Annotated in this window: 20 protein-coding genes and 1 pseudogene; 12 read left to right on the top strand and 9 right to left on the bottom strand. The window is 66.1% G+C overall.

Annotation, left to right across the window (positions count from 1 at the left end; genetic code table 11):
* Nucleotides 1-227: 227 nt before the first annotated feature.
* Entirely contained in the window at nucleotides 228-383 is a 156-nt protein-coding gene (locus OU998_RS15695; RefSeq protein WP_267514589.1) for a hypothetical protein, read from the top strand.
* On the opposite strand, the gene OU998_RS15690 is transcribed toward OU998_RS15695, so the two are convergent.
* The 8 genes from OU998_RS15690 to OU998_RS15655 all read right to left on the bottom strand — a co-directional run bounded on the left by OU998_RS15690 (nucleotide 380) and on the right by OU998_RS15655 (nucleotide 6,431).
* Nucleotides 380-1,702, bottom strand: a complete 1,323-nt coding sequence (locus OU998_RS15690; protein ID WP_267514588.1) for a hypothetical protein — start codon at nucleotides 1,700-1,702, stop codon at nucleotides 380-382. The genes OU998_RS15695 and OU998_RS15690 overlap by 4 nt on opposite strands.
* An 83-nt stretch (nucleotides 1,703-1,785) precedes the next feature.
* Nucleotides 1,786-2,199, bottom strand: a complete 414-nt coding sequence (locus tag OU998_RS15685) for a lytic transglycosylase domain-containing protein (RefSeq protein WP_267514587.1) — start codon at nucleotides 2,197-2,199, stop codon at nucleotides 1,786-1,788.
* The gene (locus tag OU998_RS15680; protein ID WP_267514586.1) at nucleotides 2,196-2,729 is read right to left on the bottom strand and encodes a S26 family signal peptidase; all 534 of its coding nucleotides are present in this window, start codon (nucleotides 2,727-2,729) and stop codon (nucleotides 2,196-2,198) included. The genes OU998_RS15685 and OU998_RS15680 overlap by 4 nt, the downstream gene beginning before the upstream one ends.
* Nucleotides 2,726-3,301 (bottom strand): DUF2840 domain-containing protein, encoded by a 576-nt coding sequence (locus OU998_RS15675; protein WP_267514585.1) that lies wholly within the window; start codon nucleotides 3,299-3,301, stop codon nucleotides 2,726-2,728. Before OU998_RS15675 ends, OU998_RS15680 begins: the two co-directional genes overlap by 4 nt.
* Entirely contained in the window at nucleotides 3,298-3,579 is a 282-nt protein-coding gene (locus OU998_RS15670; protein ID WP_267514584.1) for a helix-turn-helix transcriptional regulator, read from the bottom strand. Before OU998_RS15670 ends, OU998_RS15675 begins: the two co-directional genes overlap by 4 nt.
* Before the next feature lie 450 nt (nucleotides 3,580-4,029).
* Nucleotides 4,030-5,382: a type II toxin-antitoxin system HipA family toxin gene (locus OU998_RS15665; RefSeq protein ID WP_267514583.1), complete on the bottom strand. Its 1,353-nt coding sequence runs from the start codon at nucleotides 5,380-5,382 to the stop codon at nucleotides 4,030-4,032.
* A complete protein-coding gene (locus tag OU998_RS15660) occupies nucleotides 5,379-5,678 on the bottom strand; it encodes a helix-turn-helix domain-containing protein (protein ID WP_267514582.1) in 300 nt (99 codons plus the stop codon). The genes OU998_RS15665 and OU998_RS15660 overlap by 4 nt, the downstream gene beginning before the upstream one ends.
* Nucleotides 5,679-6,134: 456 nt before the next feature.
* Nucleotides 6,135-6,431: a DUF736 domain-containing protein gene (locus OU998_RS15655; protein WP_267514581.1), complete on the bottom strand. Its 297-nt coding sequence runs from the start codon at nucleotides 6,429-6,431 to the stop codon at nucleotides 6,135-6,137.
* A gap of 456 nt (nucleotides 6,432-6,887) precedes the next feature.
* Here OU998_RS15655 and OU998_RS15650 point away from each other — a divergent pair.
* Nucleotides 6,888-6,986 (top strand): annotated as a pseudogene (locus OU998_RS15650) (DUF736 family protein); the annotation flags it as partial.
* Between the two features lie 298 nt (nucleotides 6,987-7,284).
* Here the strand turns inward: OU998_RS15650 and OU998_RS15645 are convergent.
* A complete protein-coding gene (locus tag OU998_RS15645) occupies nucleotides 7,285-9,363 on the bottom strand; it encodes a ParB/RepB/Spo0J family partition protein (RefSeq protein WP_267514580.1) in 2,079 nt (692 codons plus the stop codon).
* Between the two features lie 583 nt (nucleotides 9,364-9,946).
* On the opposite strand from OU998_RS15645, the gene OU998_RS15640 reads away from it, so the two are divergent.
* From OU998_RS15640 to OU998_RS15595, 10 genes are all read left to right on the top strand, one after another.
* On the top strand, nucleotides 9,947-11,593 hold the full coding sequence (locus tag OU998_RS15640) for a hypothetical protein (protein WP_267514579.1): 1,647 nt from the start codon (nucleotides 9,947-9,949) through the stop codon (nucleotides 11,591-11,593).
* Nucleotides 11,594-11,681: 88 nt separating this feature from the next.
* Nucleotides 11,682-11,879 (top strand): hypothetical protein, encoded by a 198-nt coding sequence (locus tag OU998_RS15635; protein WP_267514578.1) that lies wholly within the window; start codon nucleotides 11,682-11,684, stop codon nucleotides 11,877-11,879.
* Between the two features lie 54 nt (nucleotides 11,880-11,933).
* A complete protein-coding gene (locus tag OU998_RS15630; protein ID WP_267514577.1) occupies nucleotides 11,934-13,292 on the top strand; it encodes a vWA domain-containing protein in 1,359 nt (452 codons plus the stop codon).
* A 43-nt stretch (nucleotides 13,293-13,335) separates the two neighbouring features.
* Entirely contained in the window at nucleotides 13,336-15,135 is a 1,800-nt protein-coding gene (locus tag OU998_RS15625) for a hypothetical protein (protein WP_267514576.1), read from the top strand.
* Nucleotides 15,136-15,307: 172 nt separating this feature from the next.
* Entirely contained in the window at nucleotides 15,308-15,727 is a 420-nt protein-coding gene (locus OU998_RS15620) for a helix-turn-helix domain-containing protein (RefSeq protein ID WP_267514575.1), read from the top strand.
* Between the two features lie 59 nt (nucleotides 15,728-15,786).
* Complete coding sequence (locus OU998_RS15615) at nucleotides 15,787-16,230, top strand: response regulator transcription factor (protein ID WP_267514574.1); 444 nt, start codon at nucleotides 15,787-15,789, stop codon at nucleotides 16,228-16,230.
* Nucleotides 16,231-16,244: 14 nt separating this feature from the next.
* Nucleotides 16,245-16,583 (top strand): hypothetical protein, encoded by a 339-nt coding sequence (locus OU998_RS15610; RefSeq protein WP_267514573.1) that lies wholly within the window; start codon nucleotides 16,245-16,247, stop codon nucleotides 16,581-16,583.
* Nucleotides 16,583-17,008, top strand: coding sequence for a hypothetical protein (locus OU998_RS15605; protein ID WP_267514572.1), 426 nt, complete (start codon nucleotides 16,583-16,585; stop codon nucleotides 17,006-17,008). The genes OU998_RS15610 and OU998_RS15605 overlap by 1 nt, the downstream gene beginning before the upstream one ends.
* A gap of 55 nt (nucleotides 17,009-17,063) precedes the next feature.
* The gene (locus tag OU998_RS15600; protein ID WP_267514571.1) at nucleotides 17,064-17,444 is read left to right on the top strand and encodes a hypothetical protein; all 381 of its coding nucleotides are present in this window, start codon (nucleotides 17,064-17,066) and stop codon (nucleotides 17,442-17,444) included.
* 332 nt (nucleotides 17,445-17,776) lie between these two features.
* Nucleotides 17,777-20,890, top strand: a complete 3,114-nt coding sequence (locus tag OU998_RS15595; RefSeq protein ID WP_267514570.1) for a beta strand repeat-containing protein — start codon at nucleotides 17,777-17,779, stop codon at nucleotides 20,888-20,890.
* The last annotated feature ends 248 nt before the right edge of the window (nucleotides 20,891-21,138 follow it).

Below are 21,138 nucleotides of genomic sequence, written 5' to 3'. Positions count from 1 at the left end.
CACACTTTCATTCGTACACACGCTCGCAGCGGTTCATACACGTATCGAAGTTAAATACGGTTCGTGAAATTTGCGAAGTTTACGGGCGATACGCACGTCGAACTTTTCGAAGCGAATTACGTTGAATTGCACGTTGGAGTTTGACGTCGCCAATAAGAGGTTTATTTTCACGTTCGTGAAGCGTTTGCGATTGTCGTGTACGTAGGACGTTCTGAAGGAGGATACATATGTTGGAATATGGCGAAGCCTTCCTCGAGCAAAATCGCGAAGCGCTCGAACGCCTCGAAGATATGATGGGCCATGCGTCGTACGCAGTCGCGCTCGAGATGGCGCCGGCGCAAGACGAGGTCGATACGTCTGACGACCGGCCGTTGGCGGCTTAGGGTCGCTTCGTCGGCCAATCACCGGCGAGAATCTCCTCGTTGGTATTTCCTTTGACCGGTAAAATCCCGGTCAATCGCCACGATTGAGCACCGCCTTCATCGTCACGCCCGTCCAGAGTACGCTCTGTGAGCTGGGTTGGTTGGAGCGTCAGGCATAGGCCGTGCGATCCGGTCGGTAGCGACAGCTCGACAGTTCGGCCCGTATCGTCGCGCCAAAGGGCGACTTTGCCACTCGGGGGAAATTGACCTGATGCGTTAGACCGCTGGATTAGGCCCATGGAGGTTACGGTCAGGACGGACGAACCTGGATCTTCTGCCAATACGGTGGCGTAACGCGCAGGCCAACGATCACGAAGTTGGGGGCCGTCCATCAACAGAGCAAATACAAGATTAGGGCCTACGCCGCGGACCAGTTCCTGACAGGGGTCGTTCCGAGCCAGATCCTCACAGATCAAGGTCGTCACGGTCGCACCACCTCGTAGGACGAAGATGTCCAGGCTCCGGCTGAGGATGTCGATGTGCTCCCACCAGCCGAGGCTGGCGTCGAGCGCCGATCCGAGCGCATAGGCCTCGATCTGACTCTTATCGACGCGCCAGCGATGATGTTTTTCTCGCGTCGAAAAATCGAACTGCATCTTGCCGTCGCGCCCGCAATGACGACGCGCCATGCCCGCAAAATTGCCGTCGCGGATACCGCCGGCGCCGTCAGGCGCATCAAACAGTCCCGCGACGACGAGCTCGAACTGATCCAGGTCTTCGAGCCGTTCGCAGAGCTTGCGAAACACCTCGTTGCTCAGGCTGGCTTCGGGGAAGACCAGCCCGTGGACAACACCGACGTCTTCTTTCGCCCGCTCGATGATCGAGGCAACAAAAGCCCAGAAGGCGTCAAAGCCAGCCTCGATTTTCTCGGCCTCGCCACTGCGAGGGCACCAGTGCGGTTCGACATGGAACCAGCCCCAGGTCGCATCCGCAGCGGGCGTGCCCGTGAAGGCGCGAGCGCGGATCGTGAAAGGTGCCGGGATGACGATCAGATTAAACGGGTTGGCTATGCTGGGGATAGTGTCGCCCTGCCGGAGCGGAGGAGGCGGGCTCCAATAGGCCCGCGCCAGCCCCCGGGAAGGAAGCAGAGCAAGATTATGTGAGAGCGATCTTAGGGTGCAGCCGACCTTAGGCGTGCGGCTTTTCGGCAAGACGCAGACGTGGTCCTGCTGCGCCTTCGACAGGGTATTCACCTTACCACTGTTAGCGATCCTGGCCCGCATGGGCGCTTCAGCGGTCGCAGCTTGAGCGGACTTGGGAGAGCCGGTCTCAAATCCCATGTCTCTGGCCGCTTCATCGGCGATGACAAGCAGTGCGAGAGTGGCTTTCCACCAAGGACGCGGCGGCGCTGTCTGGTCACGCTCTAGGCCGCCAGCACGCCCGTCTCGCCGAAGCGATCATGCAGGACCCGCAGATAGGCGGCGCCGGCGAGGATGTTGTCGCGCGGTGAAAACGGGTCTGCGCCGAGCCCGTGGCGGGCGCGCAGTTCGGCATAGGTGGCGGGCATCAGCTGCATCAGACCCTGGGCGCCGGCCGACGAGACGGCGTGCGGATCGAAGTCGCTTTCGGCGCGGATCACGGCCCGGATCCAGGCTTGCGGCACGCCGAACCGGTGCGCGGCCTCCACGATTATCGCGTCCAAATCCGCCAGGGCGGACGCCGGCTGCGTCCACCCAGCCGACCGCTCGGCTGCGCCGACGGAGGCCTGGGCGGCGGCGCGGTCGCTCAAGGCGAGGAGCGCCAGGAGCAGGAGGGCGACGCGATTCGAACGCCTCATCGGACCGGCTCGCGGATCCACAGGGGCGTGACAGGGCCGAGGATCCGGTCGCACCTCACGGGCCCCAAATAGCGTCCGTCGAGCGAGTCCGGCGTCGCGGCCAACAGGAACACCGTGTCGGGTGTCAGGCTTCGACATCCCGACCAGACCGGCAGGGGGCGGCCCGCGCGGTCGGTCCGCCGGGCGCGAGCGACGATCCGGTCGTCGATCCTGAGCGCGTCGCCGTCGCGGCAGACGCGCGACGGCGTGACGGCGGCGACGGGTTTGAGCAGGGGCAGGCCGGCGGGAAGATAGCGGCGCTGGGCGAACAGGCGGGCCTGGTCCGGCGTCGGCCGATAGGCGACGCGGGCGCCGAGGGCGACAGGCGCGTCCGGATCGAGGCGATAGAGGCCGATCGGGGCGCTGGCGCTGGCGTTCCAGATCAGGCGCGGCGTGGGATCTGCAAGGCCGGAAAAGACCATGGCGCAGAGCGCGAGCAGAGATGCGCCGAGGATCGGGAATCGGCGGTCTTGCCGACGCCGGGCGGTCATGTCCGCACCGCCGCGCCCAGGGCCTGACGCAATTTCAGAGCGCGGTGGCGAACCTGGGTATAGGCTTGGGGCGCCAGCCCGGCGGTCATGCGGTTATGGACGTGGCGCCAGTGATCGGGTGCGACCGCTTCCAAGGCGACGCCGGTTTCGGCGACGGCGTCGATCACGGCGAGGGCGTGGCGCACGCGGCCCCAACCGTTCAGCCGCAGAAGGCTGACGGCGCCGGGCGTGACGCCGGGGACGGCGACCCGGGCGCCGGTGCGATAGACCGCCTGGAGGATATCGAGCCGGGCGCCGAGAGCGCCGCGCGGCCCGCACGCCCAACGGACATAGGCGAAGACGGCGCCGGGGGCGAAGGCGACGAAGCGGTTGCGGCGGCTGACGGCATGGGTTTCGACCACGGCGCCGAAGCGGATCCAGCGCTCGGTGCGGCCTTCGTCGTCGATCAGTTCGACCCAGGTCAGGGCGTCTCGCGGAACCGGACCGGCCTGGACGGCGAGCGTCAGCGGCGGCGTGGGGCGCGGCGCTCGCACCGGATCGGCCGTTTCGGGCCCGGAGCGCGCGGCGTTCATCGCACCGATCCGGACGAGGACGGGTTCGTCGATCCGGAGCGCCGCGCGGGCAGGACCGGGTTGGCGCCGGGCAGGTCGGTCGCAGTGCGCGCGCCGCGATCCGCCCAGGCCTGGAGGTCTGAAACCGCATAGACGACCCGTCCCCCGATCTTGCGATAGACGGGACCGGTGCCGTAGCAGCGATGCTTCTCAAGGGTGCGGCCGGACAGGCCGAGATGGCGGGCGGCTTCGGGGGTGCGCAGGAAGCGCGGGGGCAGGGGCGTGAAGGCGTCGGTCATGGCGATCTCCTGGGACGCTGGCGCGGCGCTGGAGGGCGACGCGCCGGATGCGGGCAGGATTTCGCGAAGAGGGCGCGGTCGATAGCGGGCGCGCCGGCATCAGGCGATGCCGCCGGGGCATCGGCCGTATCTTGCCGATCAGCCCGTGGGTTCGAGCGTTCCGGCGGCGGCGTTCAACATTACGACGGCATGCTCGGCATGGGCGGCGGCGGCGGCGATGATGGCGTCCACCGCCGCCTGGAAGGCCGTCAGTTTGTCCGGCGTTGTAGCGGCTTGCGCCGCGAGGACCCCCTAGCCGCGATCGGTGCTGGAGGCGCGGGCGCGGGTTCCAAGCGAAGAGGCGAGGGCCGACTTCTCCTGGCCACTAGAGGGTCGAGCCGCCGTCGCACAGCGCAAGGCTCGCATCGGCGAATCCATGTGGACGACGCTCCGACGCCCAAAACGCGGCTCTCAATCGCCTTGGGAGCGGTCTTCGCCGCCTCGGGGCGGCGCCGTGCGCAGACGTCCTCCGATACGAAGGGCGTTGGTTTCGATCAGGGTCGCGGCCTCCTCGACATAGCCGGGCGCGCTCCCGGGCAGGCTCGCAACAGCCAAGGCCGTCGCCGCGCGTTGCGCCACCATGCGATCCACGAGTTCCTGGACCCGCTTTCGGACGTCCGCTGGACGGTAGCCGCACGCTTCGGCGATGGCGTCCCAATGGCGCCCGTCCACATCGCCGGGCTTGCGTTTTCGGCCGTCGATATTCTGCGCGAAATATTGGACGACGTCGGGCCAGGGCAGGACGGTCGAGACATCATAAAGCGGCGCCAAGCGCGGACCGGCCCCGACGGGCAGCAGAAGCGAATAGTTTTTTGCATGCGCGTCGGTATTGGCGACGAGGATATTGAAGATCAGCTGGTCCAGAAGGGACAGGGCGTCGCTCGGCGAAAGCCGGCGCCCGGTCCCCAGCAGGGTCTTCAGATCCGGCCCTCGCAGCGTGCCGCGCTCATATTTTCGCCCGGGCGGCACACCGTTCGCCTGGGCGAAGTCTTCCTGATGCAAACGTTGAACCCGGTGGGCGCGGCTGAGTCGTCGGTCGTAGCGCAGGACGCAGATCGCCTTGCGGCGACCGGCGGCAAGGAGGGTGACCTTGGCCGTCTCGATCCCGATGGCCTGGGCCAGACGCAGGCAATAGGTCTCGTTTTCGACGATGCCGGGGAGATTGGGATTGTCCGGCTTCAGGATGAGGGTCGAGGGCGCGCCATGGCGCGGGATGGCGAGGACGTCTCCCGGCTGCGGCAACCGCAGGACAGGGACGCCCGTGGGGTCCAGGAGCGCCAGGGCGGATTTTTCCTGCCCCCCGGCCAGGGAGAGACGGACCCCGTCTTCACCCGCGAGAAACGGCCGGCTCCGCAGGTCCTCGAAATGCCGTTCGAGCGCCGCCTGGGGGGCCTCGATCCGGTAGAATTCGGTCAGCGGCGTATAGGCCCATTTCGACGCCTCGGAGGGGAGGCTGAACGACAGGGCGCCGGCGGTGTCGCCGCCGATCACCTTGAGCAGGGCCAAGGTGTCCGCCCGGTCCAGGCCGAACGCGCGCGTGAGGACCGCCAACTGGCGTTCTTCGGGCAGGAGGTTGGCGAGCCAGGGCGAGATGATGTCCGATCCGAACGGCCCGTCGCCCAACGGCATGGTCAGGGATAGCGCAAAGGCTCCCCCGGTCTCGAGCCATCGCTGCGTATAATCAAACGATAGCGCCCCATCCTCGCCGACTGTGACGGCGCCGAGGTTCAGATCGTCGAACCAGACAGGAACCGGGTCGGTCATCTGTAGTCCTCAAGGTCATAGCCTTGGCCGCTCGCGACGGCGGCGGCCGGATCGGCGCCCAGATCGGCGCCCGGTCTGTCCTCGACCAGGTCGCCCGCGCGGAGGCGGAGAGCGCCGGCGATCCGATACAGGGTCGTGATGCGCAGGTCGCGCTTTCCGGTTTCGATGAGAGACAGGGCCGGCGCGCTGATGCCGCTGAGACGCGCCAGTTCATGAAGGTTCAAGCCGCTGGTCTCGCGCGCCTTGCGAATACGGGAGCCCACTTCGGCAAGCGCGGCGCTGAGTTCATCGCTCACGGCGTCTTCCTTTATCGTATTGGATAAAAATAATCCGTCGCTCGACCTTTATCAACTGATTTTACTTTAAACGGTAAATTGCAGCGGTGAAACGGGCAAACGGCTCTAAAATTACCGAAAACAATAATATAGCCCGAGAGGCCGACGCGCTTTGCAAAACTGCCGCGCCGTCGCTGACGAAAGCTCATCAAGGTCGGGCGCGCGAAGCCCTGCTCGCGGCGTCAGTCCAAAGGAGACTGACCTTGGTCCTGTGATAGGTTTGGCCGTCGTGGCGCGGGGGTCGGCCTACGCCGGTCTTGGTCCCGCGCGGGGGCCAGGCGCGGACGCCGCGTTCGAGATCGGCGAGGTCGGCGTGGACATCGGGGCGAGTGAAACCGCTCAGACGGGTCAGGACGTCCTCTCCAGGCATGGGGTTGAAGGGGAAGGCGGCGGCGCCTCGGCGCCGCCGCCTTCTGCTCAGTTCCTTGACCAGATCAGGCTGAACCCGCCGTCGACCTCGACCAGGGAGGCGTAGATCGGGGCCGGGAAGCTCGGGTCGTCGAGCTTGACCGAGAGATAGTCGCGGTTGGCCTGGCTGGTCTTTTTCCAGGCTGCGCCGAACTCCGTGGCGCCGGCGAACATGCGGTAGTCGGGGGCCTTGTCGTCGGCCTTCTCGTTGGGCCGAAGCTGGGCGTTGCGCACATTCAGGGTCAGGGTCTTGATCGCGCCGGAATAGGCGCCGTCCGTGAGGGTGAAGGTTCCAATGGTCGCCATGTCAGTCTCTCCTTTGCTGATCGGGCCACGCCAGCCGCGGCCTCGATGGCGATCGACAGGCCGACCCGACGCCGGTCCGCAGGCCCGCGCCCGCAGGGCGTCATGGGCCCCGAAGTGAAGCGGAGGACCGCAAGACGACGGCTTTCTTGTTGCGCGAGGAAGGCCGAAGGCCGGGGAAGAAAGTCGTCGGCAAGGTTGCGGCGACCGGCGGCGGGTCGGCCAGATCAGGCCAAGAGAGGTCCGCGCGGCGCGGCCGGTTGCGAGAGACGGCGATGAGACGCACCGGCCGGAATACGCCTCCTCCGACGCGGCTCCGGCGCGCTGCACAGGCTCATTTCCGAAGAGGGCTTGTGGGGAGCAGAGGCTCGAAACGACGACGATATCCGCCCGATTTCCGTTGGGCGGCCACGGCGATCAGCGTCCGGAACGTAGACAATGGACCGCTTGGCGAACGGCGACTATCTCTCGGTCAAGCTCGACGACCCGCGCTTTCCGGCCCCGATCTACGCCTGCCTGTTCGAGATCGACGGCGGCTTCAGCCTGATCTGGCCGCGCAGCGGAGCGCACGGCGTCGGCGAGGGTTCAGCCCGCCCGGTTCACATCGACAGCATGGACCGGGGCCAGGGTGCGCGGCCGTGACGCGCTTGCGGTCGAATCCGCGTTCCATGCGACAGACCTGACCCTTCTTCGCGGTCTATGTCGCGACGAGAGGCGAGCGCCGACCAAGACGCGTGGCGCGCCTTCGGTCAACGACATCGGACAGTCCTCCAGACCAAAGCCCTTTGGCGCCCTTCTGCAAGGCGAAGACCGCAAGGCCGCGCGCCGAAGCGCGCGGCCTCACCCTATAGAACGCTTATTCGGCGGCGAACGGATCGGCGTCAGGATCACCGGCTTCTTGCCCGGCTTCGCCGCCGACTTGACTGGGGTCATGCGGCGCCTTCGCCTCGCCCTGTGGGTTGGCGGGCGCGGTGCGCAGCATCGGCGGCAGCCAGCCCGTCCCTGCCACAAGCCCTTCGGCGGCCTCGGCCATGTCGGCCTTCTTCATCCCGGCCAATCGCCCGGCCTGTTCCGCATCGACAGCCTCGCCCACGGCCTCCAGCACACGCGCCTTGGACACCCGCCCGAAATAGGACGCCGCCGTCGCGCGCCACGTCTGGGTCATGTCCAGACCGCAGGCCGTGGCCAGGACCTCGGCCTGCGCCCAGGCCGCCGGATGACGGTCGTGGGGATCGCGCACGGCCTGGACGCTCAATCCGGCGCAATAGGCCAGGAGGTCCAGCAGGTCCGACCCCGACATCTCCACCAGGGCCGCCCACAGGTCCGCCGCCTTGTCTGGCAAGCGCACCGCCCAGGCCTCGCCACGCTCGGCCACGCGCCGCCCGGCCGGGGTCTCGGAGACGCCGGGCGCCGCCTTTTCCAGGCCCGTCTTGGTCAGCCGTAACTGCAAGGGCGTCGGCGGATCATAGACCGGATAGAAGACCGACAGGGCCAGGACATGGACCACCGCCGTCAAGGCCAGGATGGGTTGGGTCTGGAGGGCGTCGCGCAGCCCCATGGTCTTGTGGGCGCTCAAATCGATGATCAACCGATCCGACAAGGGCGCGCCGCTGTCGGCCGAAGGCGGTTCGGACGCCAAGCCCGACGGCGCGTCCCGTTCGTCCGCTCCCCGCTCTTCGGACGCCGCGTCCTCGCCGGAACCCGCGCCTTTATCCTCGGTTTCAGGCGAAGCCAGCACGTCCTCGGTCCGCACCAGACCCCGTTCGAACCGCGCCGTCCCGTCGTGGCCCAGGATCACCAGGACGCCCGCCCGCGCCTTGGCCTCGGCCGGATAGTCATACGCCGGTCCATAGGCTTGCAGTTCGCGGTCGAGGGCTTCGAGCCGGGCGTCGGCGCTTTCGCTCAATCCCTCGTCCTCGTCCGCCTCGGCGATCAGCCGGTCGTATTCCTCGGCCAAGGCCGCCACCGCCGCCGCCTCGTCCGGGGTGCGGACCACGGCCTCGGGCCAGACCCGTCCGAAGCGGGCGTCATAGGCCATGTCGATCCGCCCCTCGGCCCATTTCCAGGCCTCGCCTTGGCGGACCTCGTCCGCCAAGGCGGCGAGTTTGGCCTCGGCCAGCCGGTCCAGCAGGGCCACGTCTTCGAACCATCCGCCCCCGTCCTCGGTGAAGAGGTCGCGCAGGACGCCGCCGCCCGCCGCCGTATAGGCTTCGACGCCGACGAAGCGGGCGCGCCGGTCGTCGGCCCGCACCTTGGCCTCGGTCATGGCGCGACGGATCACATAGGGCGCCGCATAGGGACCGGTCTGTTCATAGACCTGGCGTTGCCGGGCATGGTCGTCGCTGACGCCGAAGGCCATCAACTGGTCCAGAGACACGTCGCCCGCGCGATAGGCGGCGATCAGCTCCGGCGCCACCGCGCCCAATCGCATCCGCTGGCGCACGGTCTGGGCCGAGACCCCGAACCGGGCGGCGATCTCTTCGGCGCCCCAGCCCTTCTCGTCCGCCACACGCTTGAAGGCTTCGAACTGGTCGGCGGGGTGCATGGCTTCGCGGGTGATGTTTTCGTCGAGCGAAATCTCATGGGCGTCGTTGGTCTCGTCCACGCTCACGCGAACCGGATGGGCGCGCTTGAGGGTCTTGCGCTTGGCGAGCAGCCGCAGGGCAAGACGGCGCCCCTCGCCGATGGTGACGAGGTAGTCGCCGGTCGGACTTCCATCGGCGCGGCGATCGATCTCGACCACGGGCGGCTGCAACACCCCCTTGGCCTTGATCGAGGCCGCCAGGGCTTCGAGGGTCGCCGCCGCATGGGGCGTCTTTCTTGCATTCTTCGGCGAGGCCTTCAGCCGGTTCAAGGGAACGACCAAGGTCGTCCCCAGGATCGCGCCCGCGTCTGTCGCGGGCGTCGGAGCGGGATGGGTGGATTGCGCCGTCATGGCTCTGCTTCCTTTTGGCAGGGGTTACAGGCACGCGAACTGCGCGCCTGAAACCCTGCCTCGCGGCGAGCAGCGGGTGTGCAAACGGAGGTGCGCCTTCGCGGGGACCCGGCTGCAGGGCCTTGGGTCTCGGGAGAGATCGACGCCCCTCGCCAGGACCGAAGCGGGGCGGAAGGCGTGCCGAAGTGCGCCGAGGGCGGAGCCCTAAGTCCGGCTGGCCTTCAGGCCGGCCCACCAGGAAGCCATCCTGAGCGTTCGGCCCGAAGGGCGTGAAGGCGGATGCGCCGTCGTCGTCGCCCGACCGGCCTTCGATCTCGGATAGGTATGAGGCGCATTTCCGATCGGCAGGACCAGGCTTCGGCCGACGGGGCAGACCGAACAGGGTTTGCGGCAATGCACAATCAGAACTATTTTAAATCACAACCAGAATTGAGCTTGTGCGCGCCCTGGATCAAGCGCAACTTACCGTCAGTTGCATTCGTTCGCCGCCTTCGCTCACTAAGGGTTGCCGTAATGCCTGAACGCGCTGACGCCTCTCCCCCCCCTGTCGCTTTTGAGGGGCGATCCGGCGACCAATCCGATCGTGATCGCAGCCAAGCAGCAGGGATGTCTGTCGCTCGGATCGCTCGACGACCTCGCAGGCGCGGGGATCGCCTTGACCTGCACCACCGCGCCGGTGGTCCTGATCCTGCCCGAACCCCCGACGCGCAACGTCAAACATTCCCTCGCCCAGCGCTGGGACGGCCCGCCGACGCTTGTCGGCGCCCCGCAGAATGTAATGTTCGAGGGCGGAGAGCACACGGCGATCGGCGACAGCGCCTTTCTGTATTTTTCCGCATCTGAGCCTGGCATTCCCGCCTACAGCCTGGCGATCCCGCTCCCCAATGGCTTGCGCCTGACTTACGGGCAGATCGTCTCTCTCGGCGGGGATTTCTACGGCCTGCCGGATGCGCCGATTTCGGACGGCGCGACCGCAGCGGACCGGGTTACGCGGTTCACTAACGCCTATAATTCCCTGGCGGTCGCGGCGGCGGCAGCGGCGGAGGCCCCCCAAATCCTGCAAGTCATGCAGACCGAGATCGACGCGGTGAACGCGGCGCTTCAGCAGGGCCAATCCGCCTCGTCCGCCTATGCGGCGCTCGGCGACACTCTGTCGGAACAATGGAACCGCATCACCGGCGGCGGATCGATCATTTCGCCCTGGGTGCCCTTGGGGCGCTATCTCAATCTGGCGGCGGTGAACTGGGACCATTTCGGCGCTCACGCCGTCCTGGCCTATCAAGCCGGCCACGCCGCTGCGCTGGCCCAGGCGCTGGCGGCGCGCGCGGCGCCGCCCGCCCAGCAGGGGCAGGCGCTCGGCTACGCCTATGCGATGAACGCCTTCGCCGACCACTTCCTGTCGGATCTGTTCTCGGGCGGCCACATCACCACGCCCCGCAAGGAGCTCTACGAAGGCGTCACTCCCAGCAATGTCGGCTCACTGCTGTCGCGCTATATGCATGACGAGAACTGCCTCTGGGGTCTGAATGTCACCAACGCCCACGGCAATGCGTGGCGCGCCTATGGCGACAAGCGATATTTCGACACCGTCGATCTCGCCAATCGAACCCTGGTCGATGTCGCGGTCCAGGAGTCCGTCGACGAAATCTTCGCCGCCTTCGTCAATGGGACCAACCCTCAGCCCGCCGCCTATGCGGCCTTGGCCCGTATCCCCAACCTGGCCCAGGCCGCCGACCGCACGACGGCCCAGGCTAACGGCAATATCTCGCCCCTGTTCAGTTGGGACGGCTCGGTCGTTCTCCGCCGCAACAATGTCGATGATCTCAACGACTATTCGTGGACCAGCAGCTGGTGGGGCTGGTCGACCCTGACCTTGATGCAGAGCTACAGTCCCAACCAACCGACCGGTTTCCCCGCGCCTCCCGCGACGGGCCCGGTCATCTCGGGCTGGCAGAGCGCCCAATCCGTGCCGCCGAACTGGGTGGCGGGGGCCCAGGTGCGCTATGCGGTCAGTTTCGTCGCGGCGCAGTACGAGTCTGCGCCGGGGCCTTGGAGCGCCACGGTCGCGGTTGCGGCCAACCAGGCCTTTCCCATGCTCACCGGCGTGCCGACCGGGCCGGCCGGGACCTTGATGCGGCGTGTCTATCGCGAGTTCCAGGGCGCGGTGTTCACCTATGTGGGCCAGATCGCCGACAACGCCACGACCACCTTCATCGACACCAATCCTTGAGCGGGTTTCGGCGCTTGGGCGCCGCCGCCTCAGGCTCAGGTTCAGTCTGCCTGCCCGCCCTTGTTTTTCAGAGCATCAAGAGAGCGCCATGTCCGTCACCGTCACCCTTCTCTTCGACGACAACAGTTTCATCGAGCCCGGCGTGGACCTTCAACTGTTGGACGGGGGCAGGGTCGTGGCTGCGGCCACGACGGCCGCGGCCGGCCAGGTCACCTTCAATATCGACCCTGCCGATTTGTCGGCGCCGATGATCAATCTCGCGCCCCAGCAGACGCCTCCGGCCTGATCCGCCGTCCCTTTAGGGCGCGATTGACCGCGCCGTCTTATCGAGAGAGCCGCCATGACCGTGACCGTGTCCGCCTGCCTCATCATCGACACCTCGGCGAGCATGTCGCCCTGGGTCGCCAACACCCTGATCGACAGCAAGGCCTTCGTGTCCTACGCCCTTCCCGGTGATGCGATCGGGGTGGTGAACTACGACGTCAACGCCAACAACTGTTACGCGCCCAATGGCCAGATGGCCGTGGTCGACGCCACGCTTTCGCAGATCGCCGCCGCGACCCAGGCCATCTCCACACTGACCTTCAATGGCAACTGCACCAATATCGGCGGGGGCATTCAGGCCGGTTACAATCTGCTGACCGCATCCAGCGTCGCGCCCAAGGCGACGGTGTTGTTGACCGATGGGCAGCAGAACTGCGGCACCAGTCCGATCAATGTGCCGCCGAGCTTCCCCGTCTACGCCTGCGGCATGGGCTCCTACGTGGATGCGGCTCAGTTGCAGCAGGTCGCGACGCGCACCAACGGCCTCTATTACGGCGTCGCCTATCCGGTGAACATGATGCAGATCTACAATCAGATCCGCTCGAGCCAGCCGCGCATCCAGAGCGTACTCAACTATCTGACCGCCATGACGCCGACGCAGCAGTCTCTGCTGTTGCCTGCGGCCATATCCACTCCGGACCTGCAGCAGGTCGGGGTGGTCTGGAGCGACCCGAGTTTCGTCTATTCGTCAAATCCGTCGCCCACCGGCAACCAGCTCTACATCGTCCTGTATCAGCCCGATGGACAGATTTCGCCGATCACGCCCAATCGTTCGGGGCCGGGCTATGTCATCTTCGACGTCGGCAATCCCATGAACGGGACCTGGAACGTCTATGTCCAATACGCCGGGACGTCGAACAGCCTGTCGGTCACGACCGGGGTGTTCGAGTTTACGCCGGCCGGGGTCAGTGAAGCCCTGCTCACGCTGGAGACGCCGGAGTTCGTCAAGGCGGGCTCGCCCCTGACCCTGAACGCTCATCTCGTCCATGACGACGGCGAGCCGATCACCGTCACCTCCATGGCCGCACGGGTCATGGCCCCCATGATCAGCGTGAAGAACGCCCTGATCAAATACGCGGACGATCTCAAAGCCCTATCGCCGGTCCTGGACGAACCGGCGCACGAGCAGGATACGCCAGAGCGTCGGTTGGCGCTTCTGCATCGGCTCTATCTCCCCACGCACGACATTCTGCCCTACCGGCGATTTGAAGCGCCTTTGGCGACGACGGGCGACGCCACGCGCCAATTGCAGCTGACCGACACCCAGCAGAGCGGGAGCTATAATCTCGTGGTTCATGCGACCGGCTATTCGCAAAAATCCGGCCTGGCGGTGCAGCGCACCCAGCTCGTCAGCGTGCCCGTGATCGACGGCTGATCCGCCGTCCTGCGCGACGTCCTTTTCTTGTCCGGGAAATCCCATGTCCTCAGTCGCCGTCGTGCCGATCCTCGAAACCTCGGCGCTTATGGAAAGCTCGGGCTTCGCCGCCACGGCGACGATCGGCGTCAAGGCCTTCATCGACGACCTTCTGGCCAATGACGCTGTGGCGGTGGCGGCGTTCGATGCGGCCGGAGCCATTGTCTATCCATCGACCAATATTCTGGCGGTGGTGGACGCCACCCTGTCGCAACTGACGGCGGCGGACGCGGCGGTCGATGCGCTCGGCTTCACCGGCGCGACCATCAACATCGGCGCCGGGTTGCAGGCGGCGTACGGCGTGTTCGCGACGGCGCCGGCCGGCGCGCTGCCCAGCGCCCTTCTCGTCAGCACCGGGCAACAGAGCCCGGGCGGCGTCGATCCCCTGACGCTGGCCACCTATACGCCGACCTCCGTCTGTGCGCCGGGCCCCACGGCCAACCTGACCCTGCTGAACCAGATCGCCACGGTTTCGCGCGGCGTCTATTATTACATGCCGGGCCCCAGCGACATGCAGACGGCGCTGAACCAGATTCGCGGTCAAAGACCCGGGTGGATCACCGTCGTGAACCAGGCCAAGCCGGTGTCGCCGATGGGGTTCTGGCTTCAGCCGGCGACCCTGGCTTCCGGGCTGGCCGAGGCCCAGATCAGCGTCGTCTGGGAGAATGCGGCCCTGACCTATACGGCCTCGCCCAACCCGGGGCCCAACCAGATCAGCATCACCTTGGTCGCGCCGCCCGGGATCACCCTGCCGACCCAGCCCAGCCTGGTCGGCGGCGGCTATTGCCTGTGGAATTTGCCGGCGCCCGTCCGTGCGGGCCAATGGTATGTCCAGATCATGTACGCAGGCGCTGTCGCCCTGCCGGTGACGATCGGGGTCTTCGCCGCGCCGACGACGCCCGCGCCGTCGCTCGCGCTCGGTGCGATCCAGCCTCCGGTGGAGGGCGAACCCCTTTACATTGTCGCCGCCTTCGACGACGTCCCGGACGGGTTGCAGATCGACGCCGCCGTCGCGGACATCGTCTATCCACGCACCTCGCTGGCCACATTGATGAAGGCGCATGCCGAAGCGCTGCCGCCGGCCCCGCCGCTCGGCCTGGGCGACGCCGGCCATCCCTCCGGGGAGGCGATCCTGGCGCTTCACCGGGTGCGCGACGCCCTCCTGCCGCGCGGCGACATCTTCGCCCATATCCAGACCAAGACGCCGGTGGTCTTTGATCGCCAACACCGCGCCGTCGTCCCCGCTGCCGGGGCCGCCGTCGCCGGCGGGCTATTCTGTCGCCTCTCGGTCAAGGGCCGGGTGGGGGGCGAGGCGTTCGAGCGGACCGAACTGCTGTCTGTGCACGTCCCCTATGCAGCCCCCTCAAGGGCGAACCCGCCCGTACCGAAGAACTTGAACAGCGATCAACCCGCCGTGTTCACGCTCGCCCAGGCGGCCGACGCCAACAACATCCAGGAAGACGAATATGGGTCGGCCAATGGCGGCGTCATCTTCTCCACCATCACCTCCTGCCTGTTGCTGGCCGGACTGACGGACGCAGGCCAGGTCTTCGGCATTCATCTCGCCCTGTTCAACGCGCAGGACGAGCCCTTCACCATTGATGATGTTCAGGAGGTCGCCGACCGCCTGCACGCGTTCCACGCCAATCCCGCCTCTGTGATCCTGTTCGGCGAAACCGAATTCTGGGACGAAACCCTTTTGCAGGCCCTGCAAAATATCGCGTTTTCCGCCCCCACCAATGTTGGAAGCGGACATTACGGGGTGCGCATTGCCGGCGCGGCTGTGGAATATTATTCCGTCTAGAACCGTCAGACCGCCGTCTTTTGGCGGATAGGGCCCGAGCGCCGGAGGTTCGGCGGGACGGCACTCGCCCAGAGTTTCCGGCTCAAGGGCGCGGGAGACGAGACCGAGCCTCCACTGCGGATATCGACACGCGACTTGACGACTCGCGCGCGAGCACGGCTAGCTCGGCCGCATGGTTAAAGCCGCGATCAAGACGCCCGAGGGCGACGCCCCTAATCCCATTGATCGACACGTCGGCCGCAGGGTGGCCGAACGTCGGCAGATGCTGCGTTATAGCCAGGCGCAACTGGCCCAGGCGGCGGGGGTCACCTTCCAGCAGATCCAGAAATACGAGCGCGGCGCCAATCGGATCGCTGCCTCGCGCCTTTGGGAAATGGCCGACTTCCTCAACGTCGATCTGAACTATTTCTTCGAGGGTCTTGGCGAAACGGACGGCGTCGTGCGCGATGCACGCAAGGCGGTCACAAGACTGACGATGGAGATCGCCCGACTGGCGCCCGAGCTGTCGCCTCGGAACCAGAAGCTGGTCCTGGACCTGGTGCGGCAACTGGCTGAGGTTCCCGTCGAGGCTGACGCGGATGTCGAGGCCTGACCTAGGCTTCGCCGGCCGCCTTGGGCGGCGAATCGAGCTTTCGAACGGACGCTAGGGCGATGGGGCGATTGACGCGGCGCGAGATCGAATGCGTGCAACTGGCTGGGCTGAGATTGTCCAACCAGGAGATCGCCGATGTCTTGGGCATCACGCCCTCGACGGTGGCCAATTATCTGCAAAGCGCCAACGCCAAGCTCGGAACCAGCCATAGACGGGCGGCGGCACAGGCCTTGGGCATTCAATACCCAGGCGCCGGAATGACCGATGCGGAACTGGTCGAGCGGCTGCCAGAGCGGCTGCGTCCGGCCGACCTGCCGGGCGTGGGGTCTCTCAAAGACGACCGTCCCTGGTTCGCCCGCGCTTGGCGGCCGCCGCCGGGGCGCCGGCTCGTTCGACTGGGAGTGATCGTCGGCGTGACGACGCTGTGGCTGCTCGTTCTGGGCGGACTGACGTCTGTAGTGACGACGATCTTCTCGACGCTCGACGCATGGCGGCCTTCCTAGCCGAGAGGTTCGCCATGAATGACAAGACCGAGTTCGCCAATCTCATCGCCCGGCGCCTGCAGACGGCCGAACAGGCCGTTGATCAGGCCCTGGCCGAGATCAGTCTTTTGACCCACGACATGACCCGGCATCGCGCCGGCGCCCGTTTCGCCGCCCAGGCCGGCCACCAGGCCCTGATCGACGCCCACGCGGCGGCAAGCGCCCTCGTCGAAGGCCGTTCCAGGCTCGTGGCCAGTCATGATCGGCTGGCGCGCACCGCGCGCGTCCTGGGCATCGCCATCACCGCCGGCGGCCCTTTGGAAGGCAAGGAGCAGCCGGCGGCCAGAGCTGCGGCGCAGGTCCTGGAGGACTGATGCTTCAGGCGGGGCTCTTGATCGTCAGTTTGGCGGCCTTGGCGGCTCCGGTCGCCTGGGGCGGTCGGGCCGATCGCTGGGGCGCGGCGCTTCTGCTGGCCGACATGCTGCTCAGTCCGCTGGCGCAGCATCTGATGATCGACGACTTCCGCTGGGGCGTCGCCTTGGTCGATCTTGGCTGCGCCGTCGGCCTAGTCGCCCTTGCCTTGCGCGCGGACCGGTGGTGGCTCTTGTTCGCCGCCGGACTGCAGATCGCCGTGGTCCTGACCCATTTCGCGGCGCTGGGCCCCGCCTTTATCTACAACTGGACGGCCGTCACGGTCCGGCTGGCGACCTGGATCGCTTTGCTGATCGTGCTGCTCGTCGGCGCCTACGAAGCCCATGTGGTGCGCCGCTATCGGCTGGCGCCGAACAGACCGGCCTGAACCCCAACCCCATAGAGGCCGCCGCGTCGCAGGCGCGGGGCCTGGAGACTTGATCATGGCTGACAGCCAAACCTCGACCTTCGCCGTCCTGTTCGCCCAATGGGGCGAGCTCCGCCGGTTCGAAGGCTTCGCGCCCGATGAATTCCCGTCCTACGAAGCCTGTTGCGCGGCCGAACGCGCCTACGAGGAGAGGCTCGACGACTGCGAGCGCCTGCTGCTCGCTGCGACTCCGACCTCGGAGACCGAAGTCGCCTGTCTGCTCGAGGTGATTCACACCGGCGAAGACCTGACCGCTCAGGGCTTCGCCGCCTTGGGCCGCGTCCAGACCTGGATGATGTCGCACGGGGCGGCGGCGGGATCGCGGGGCGCCGCGCCGCTCGTCCCCTGGGGAGATCGGGCGGCCTATCGGGGCGCGGAAGCGCCGCCCGCGCCCTGAGACCTCGGATTCCCGATCCGTCGGCCGGTTGTTGCGCCGGAGCGTGGGGCGGCAGGGTGTGCTGGCCTAGGCACCGCGAGGTCTACGATCACTGCCTGGGCGAAGGCGCGGCCGGACGACCGTTTGTCTGACAGTTGCGTATCTCCCCCTTGACCGAGAAATCGTGCGGACGGAGTCGCCGTTGTGGCTTTGGCGGCAGATCCTGGCGCGGTTGTGAGGCCGGTACGGTCAGGCCAAAGCCGTTTCCGCGCTGGATCTTACAGATCGGTGTCATTTCCGCATTGCGAAGCTTCTCAATCCTGGGTAGGTGAAGTTACTTAGGGGGACGTTCAATGCGCTATATGGGTCAGAGCTTGGTCGTCGCGTCTGCGATGGGGCTTTCAGCCTCTATGCTCTGCCCTACGGCGGGCCATGCGCAGGTCTCCACCACCTATACCTACGACGCCCTGGGCCGTCTGAAGACGGTGACCACTGCGGGCGGCGCGACGGTCACCTATGCGTATGACGCGGCCGGCAACAGAAGCCAGGTTGTGGTGGCGGGCGTTCAGACGGGGCCGACCGCCTTCGATCTCGGTGCGGCGGTGACCGGCGCGACGGCTGGCGCATGGCTCCTCAGCGCCGCGCCGGTCGTGTCGGGCTTTACCGGCGCTGTGGCCGTGTCCGTCACTGGCGGCCAGTATCGGATCAACGGCGGGGCCTGGCAGACGGCGGCCGGCACGGTGAGCGCCGGCCAGGCGGTCCAGGTGCAGGTCCAGGCGTCGACGACACCCGGCGCGAGCCAGACGGCCACGCTCAATGTCGGCGGCGTCACGGATACCTTCCAAGTGACGACGGCGGCGGCCGACACGACCCCGAACGCCTATGATCTCGGCAATCCGGTCACGGCGGCCTCGGGCGCTTGGTCGACGTCGAACACGGTGACGATCGCCGGCATCGATGCGGCGACGGCGGTGTCGATCAGCGGCGGCCAGTACCGGATCAACGGCGGCGCCTGGACGACGGCGAACGGAACGATCACAGCCGGTCAGACGATTCAGGTTCAGGTCCAGGCCCCGGCGACGGGCGGTGCGAGCCAGACGGCGACGCTCAACGTCGGCGGCGTCACGGACACCTTCCAAGTCACAGCGACGGCGGACGCGACGCCCGACGCTTACGACCTGGGCAATCCGGTGGCGGCGGCGTCAGGGGCCTGGTCGGCCTCGAGCACGGTGACGATCACCGGGATCAATGCGGCGGCGGCGGTGTCGATCACGGGCGGCCAGTACCGGATCAACGGCGGGGCCTGGACCACGACGGCGGGCACGGTGTCTGCCGGCCAGACGGTTCAGGTTCAGGTGCAGGCTCCGGCGACAGCCGGGGCCAACCAGACCGCGACCCTGACGGTGGGCGGGGTGACAGATACCTTCCAGGTCACAGCGACGGCGGACACGACGCCGGACGCCTATGATCTGGGCGGGCCGGTCACTGGGGCTTCTGGGGCCTGGTCGGCGTCGAACACGGTGACGATCGCCGGGATCAATGCGTCGGCGGCGGTGTCGATCAGCGGCGGTCAGTACCGGATCAACGGCGGCGCCTGGGCGACGACGGCCGGCACGGTGTCTGCGGGCCAGACGGTTCAGGTTCAGGTCCAGGCCCCTAGTGCGGGCGGCGCGAACCAGACGGCGACCCTGAATGTCGGCGGCGTCACGGACACCTTCCAGGTCACGACGGCGGCGGACTACACGCTCGACGCCCTCGACTGGTCGAACATTTCCGGGACCTCGTCCTCGACCAACTTCGTCACCGGCGGGACGGCACTGCCGCTCAACGGCGTCAACAGCAATGTCACGCTGCGTGGAACGATCACTAATCTGAGCGGCAATCTGTCGGCGGGGTCGCGGCTGGAGATGTGGGTCAACGGAGTGATGCGGTATCACTCGACCAATCTCGGCAACGGGTCGTGGCCTGGGGGCGAGTTCGCGCCCGGCGAGACCGTGCAGTTCGTGGCGCGGGCTGTGTCCGCCGATGGCGCGCAGCGCTTAGGCAGCTACACCGTGACGGTCCAGAACCTCACCACCGGCCAGACGATCGACACCTTCACCGTGGCCCAGACGGCGGCGGCTCCGGACTACACGCCCGAGGTCTTCAACGACTTCACCGACCAGAATGCGGTGACCAACGATCCGACGATCTGGTTCGGTCCGGCGCAGACGGTCACGGGCATCAACCAGCCCGTCACCTTGCGGGTCGAACGCTATAACTACAGCGGCAACTTCAACGAGATCTACGTCAACGTCTATCGCGACAGCGGCTCCGGCTGGGTCCACCAGGGCTCGTTCGATCCCCGCAACAGCGGCTACCAATACGTCGACTTCACGGTGAACAACGGCGACAAGGTCCATTACGCCGTGGATGCGCGCACCTATGAAGGGCGCAAGACCGGCACGATGAACATGGTGGTGTGGAACCTGTCCCAGCCCGGTGGAGCGGCTCAGCTCTCCAACCGAACCGCCACCATGACCGTCGACAACGACAACAACTACAACATTCCTGATTACACGCTTGATGGGATATCGATCCCGACTCTGTCGGTCACATCGAACGATAACGCAGCCTGGACCAATACGGCCATGCTCACGGTGGCGGGGATCAACCGGCCTGTGACGTTGCGTTTCACGCGTGGCAATCAGTCGGACAGCTTTGCTGCGGGCTCGACGGGCACGCGCCGTCTCCATGTTTTCCATTCTACCAACAACGGGGCCTCCTGGATCGAGCATGTCTTAACAGATGCTTCCGCAGTCCTCGACGTGACGGTCAACAACGGCGATCTGATACACACGCGTGCATTGTTCGAGACGACGACGGGGCGGGGTCAGTCTTCCTTTAGCGGCTACATCACCAATTTGCAGACCGGCGCACAACTCGCGGCCTTCAACGTCAGCGGTGTCGTCGATGCCGATAACAACTACAATATCGGCGGCAATGTCGCCGCGACAGATTGGCCGATGGTCAGCGCGTGGTGGAATTCGGTCAACGGCTCAAGCCAGAGTCCGAACTATTCGACAGGCGCAGCAAGGACAATCAGCGGCTTGGCCGCAGGCCAAACGGCGACCCTGACGTTGTCGGCGGTCGTTGACGGAGACACATCTGCGGCGCTCGCGGTCAATATCGTCAAGAACGGCGTAGACCAAGGCTTGAGACTGAACTCGCCCGCCTATTCAAGCAGTGTCTCCACGAGCGCAGCAACGGTCACGGTTCAAAACGGCGACCAGATCGCCTTCAAGGCGATCGTGAACGGCGACACGGCTACACTGTCCAACCCACAAGTGTTCCAAGGAAAAGAGATGACGGTCACCGTCCACGCGGTGCCGGGGGGCGCTGTGGATACCTTCGTTGCGAGCGGAAGCTATTCCGATAGATACAGCTCCGGCAACGGAGGCGGTGAGGGGCCGATCATCTTGGACTAAGATTTATCTGAAATCCGCGTGACTGATGCTAGGGGGGGGGGGCGTCAGCTATTCGACGTGGGGAAACCTCACATTGGAGATCGAAGGCAGCGTGTAGACCGTGCAAGGTCTTGGCGGCACCGATAATAAGCCGAACCGAACAGATGTGCAGTGAACGCAAAGAATTCAGAGAGATTCAAGCACTCATAAATTAGCAGAACAAAGATTTTTTGATTGTTGTGTGGACGTGGCGAATCTTGGATCGATTA

Origin of the sequence: Brevundimonas sp. SL130 (genome assembly GCF_026625805.1) — a bacterium.
GTDB lineage: Bacteria > Pseudomonadota > Alphaproteobacteria > Caulobacterales > Caulobacteraceae > Brevundimonas.
The sequence above is the reverse complement of the archived record's forward strand: the minus strand, read 5'-3'. Positions and strand labels throughout refer to the sequence as shown.

Bases quoted from the DNA above. Each gene is read 5' to 3' on its own strand.
- OU998_RS15620 (WP_267514575.1), top strand. From the start codon at position 15,308: ATGGTTAAAGCCGCGATCAAGACGCCCGAGGGCGACGCCCCTAATCCC.
- OU998_RS15690 (WP_267514588.1), bottom strand. From the start codon at position 1,702: ATGGGATTTGAGACCGGCTCTCCCAAGTCCGCTCAAGCTGCGACCGCT.
- OU998_RS15680 (WP_267514586.1), bottom strand. From the start codon at position 2,729: ATGACCGCCCGGCGTCGGCAAGACCGCCGATTCCCGATCCTCGGCGCA.
- OU998_RS15615 (WP_267514574.1), top strand. From the start codon at position 15,787: ATGGGGCGATTGACGCGGCGCGAGATCGAATGCGTGCAACTGGCTGGG.
- OU998_RS15635 (WP_267514578.1), top strand. From the start codon at position 11,682: ATGTCCGTCACCGTCACCCTTCTCTTCGACGACAACAGTTTCATCGAG.
- OU998_RS15625 (WP_267514576.1), top strand. From the start codon at position 13,336: ATGTCCTCAGTCGCCGTCGTGCCGATCCTCGAAACCTCGGCGCTTATG.
- OU998_RS15675 (WP_267514585.1), bottom strand. From the start codon at position 3,301: ATGAACGCCGCGCGCTCCGGGCCCGAAACGGCCGATCCGGTGCGAGCG.
- OU998_RS15645 (WP_267514580.1), bottom strand. From the start codon at position 9,363: ATGACGGCGCAATCCACCCATCCCGCTCCGACGCCCGCGACAGACGCG.
- OU998_RS15685 (WP_267514587.1), bottom strand. From the start codon at position 2,199: ATGAGGCGTTCGAATCGCGTCGCCCTCCTGCTCCTGGCGCTCCTCGCC.
- OU998_RS15605 (WP_267514572.1), top strand. From the start codon at position 16,583: ATGCTTCAGGCGGGGCTCTTGATCGTCAGTTTGGCGGCCTTGGCGGCT.
- OU998_RS15630 (WP_267514577.1), top strand. From the start codon at position 11,934: ATGACCGTGACCGTGTCCGCCTGCCTCATCATCGACACCTCGGCGAGC.
- OU998_RS15655 (WP_267514581.1), bottom strand. From the start codon at position 6,431: ATGGCGACCATTGGAACCTTCACCCTCACGGACGGCGCCTATTCCGGC.
- OU998_RS15600 (WP_267514571.1), top strand. From the start codon at position 17,064: ATGGCTGACAGCCAAACCTCGACCTTCGCCGTCCTGTTCGCCCAATGG.
- OU998_RS15695 (WP_267514589.1), top strand. From the start codon at position 228: ATGTTGGAATATGGCGAAGCCTTCCTCGAGCAAAATCGCGAAGCGCTC.
- OU998_RS15665 (WP_267514583.1), bottom strand. From the start codon at position 5,382: ATGACCGACCCGGTTCCTGTCTGGTTCGACGATCTGAACCTCGGCGCC.
- OU998_RS15670 (WP_267514584.1), bottom strand. From the start codon at position 3,579: ATGACCGACGCCTTCACGCCCCTGCCCCCGCGCTTCCTGCGCACCCCC.
- OU998_RS15610 (WP_267514573.1), top strand. From the start codon at position 16,245: ATGAATGACAAGACCGAGTTCGCCAATCTCATCGCCCGGCGCCTGCAG.
- OU998_RS15595 (WP_267514570.1), top strand. From the start codon at position 17,777: ATGCGCTATATGGGTCAGAGCTTGGTCGTCGCGTCTGCGATGGGGCTT.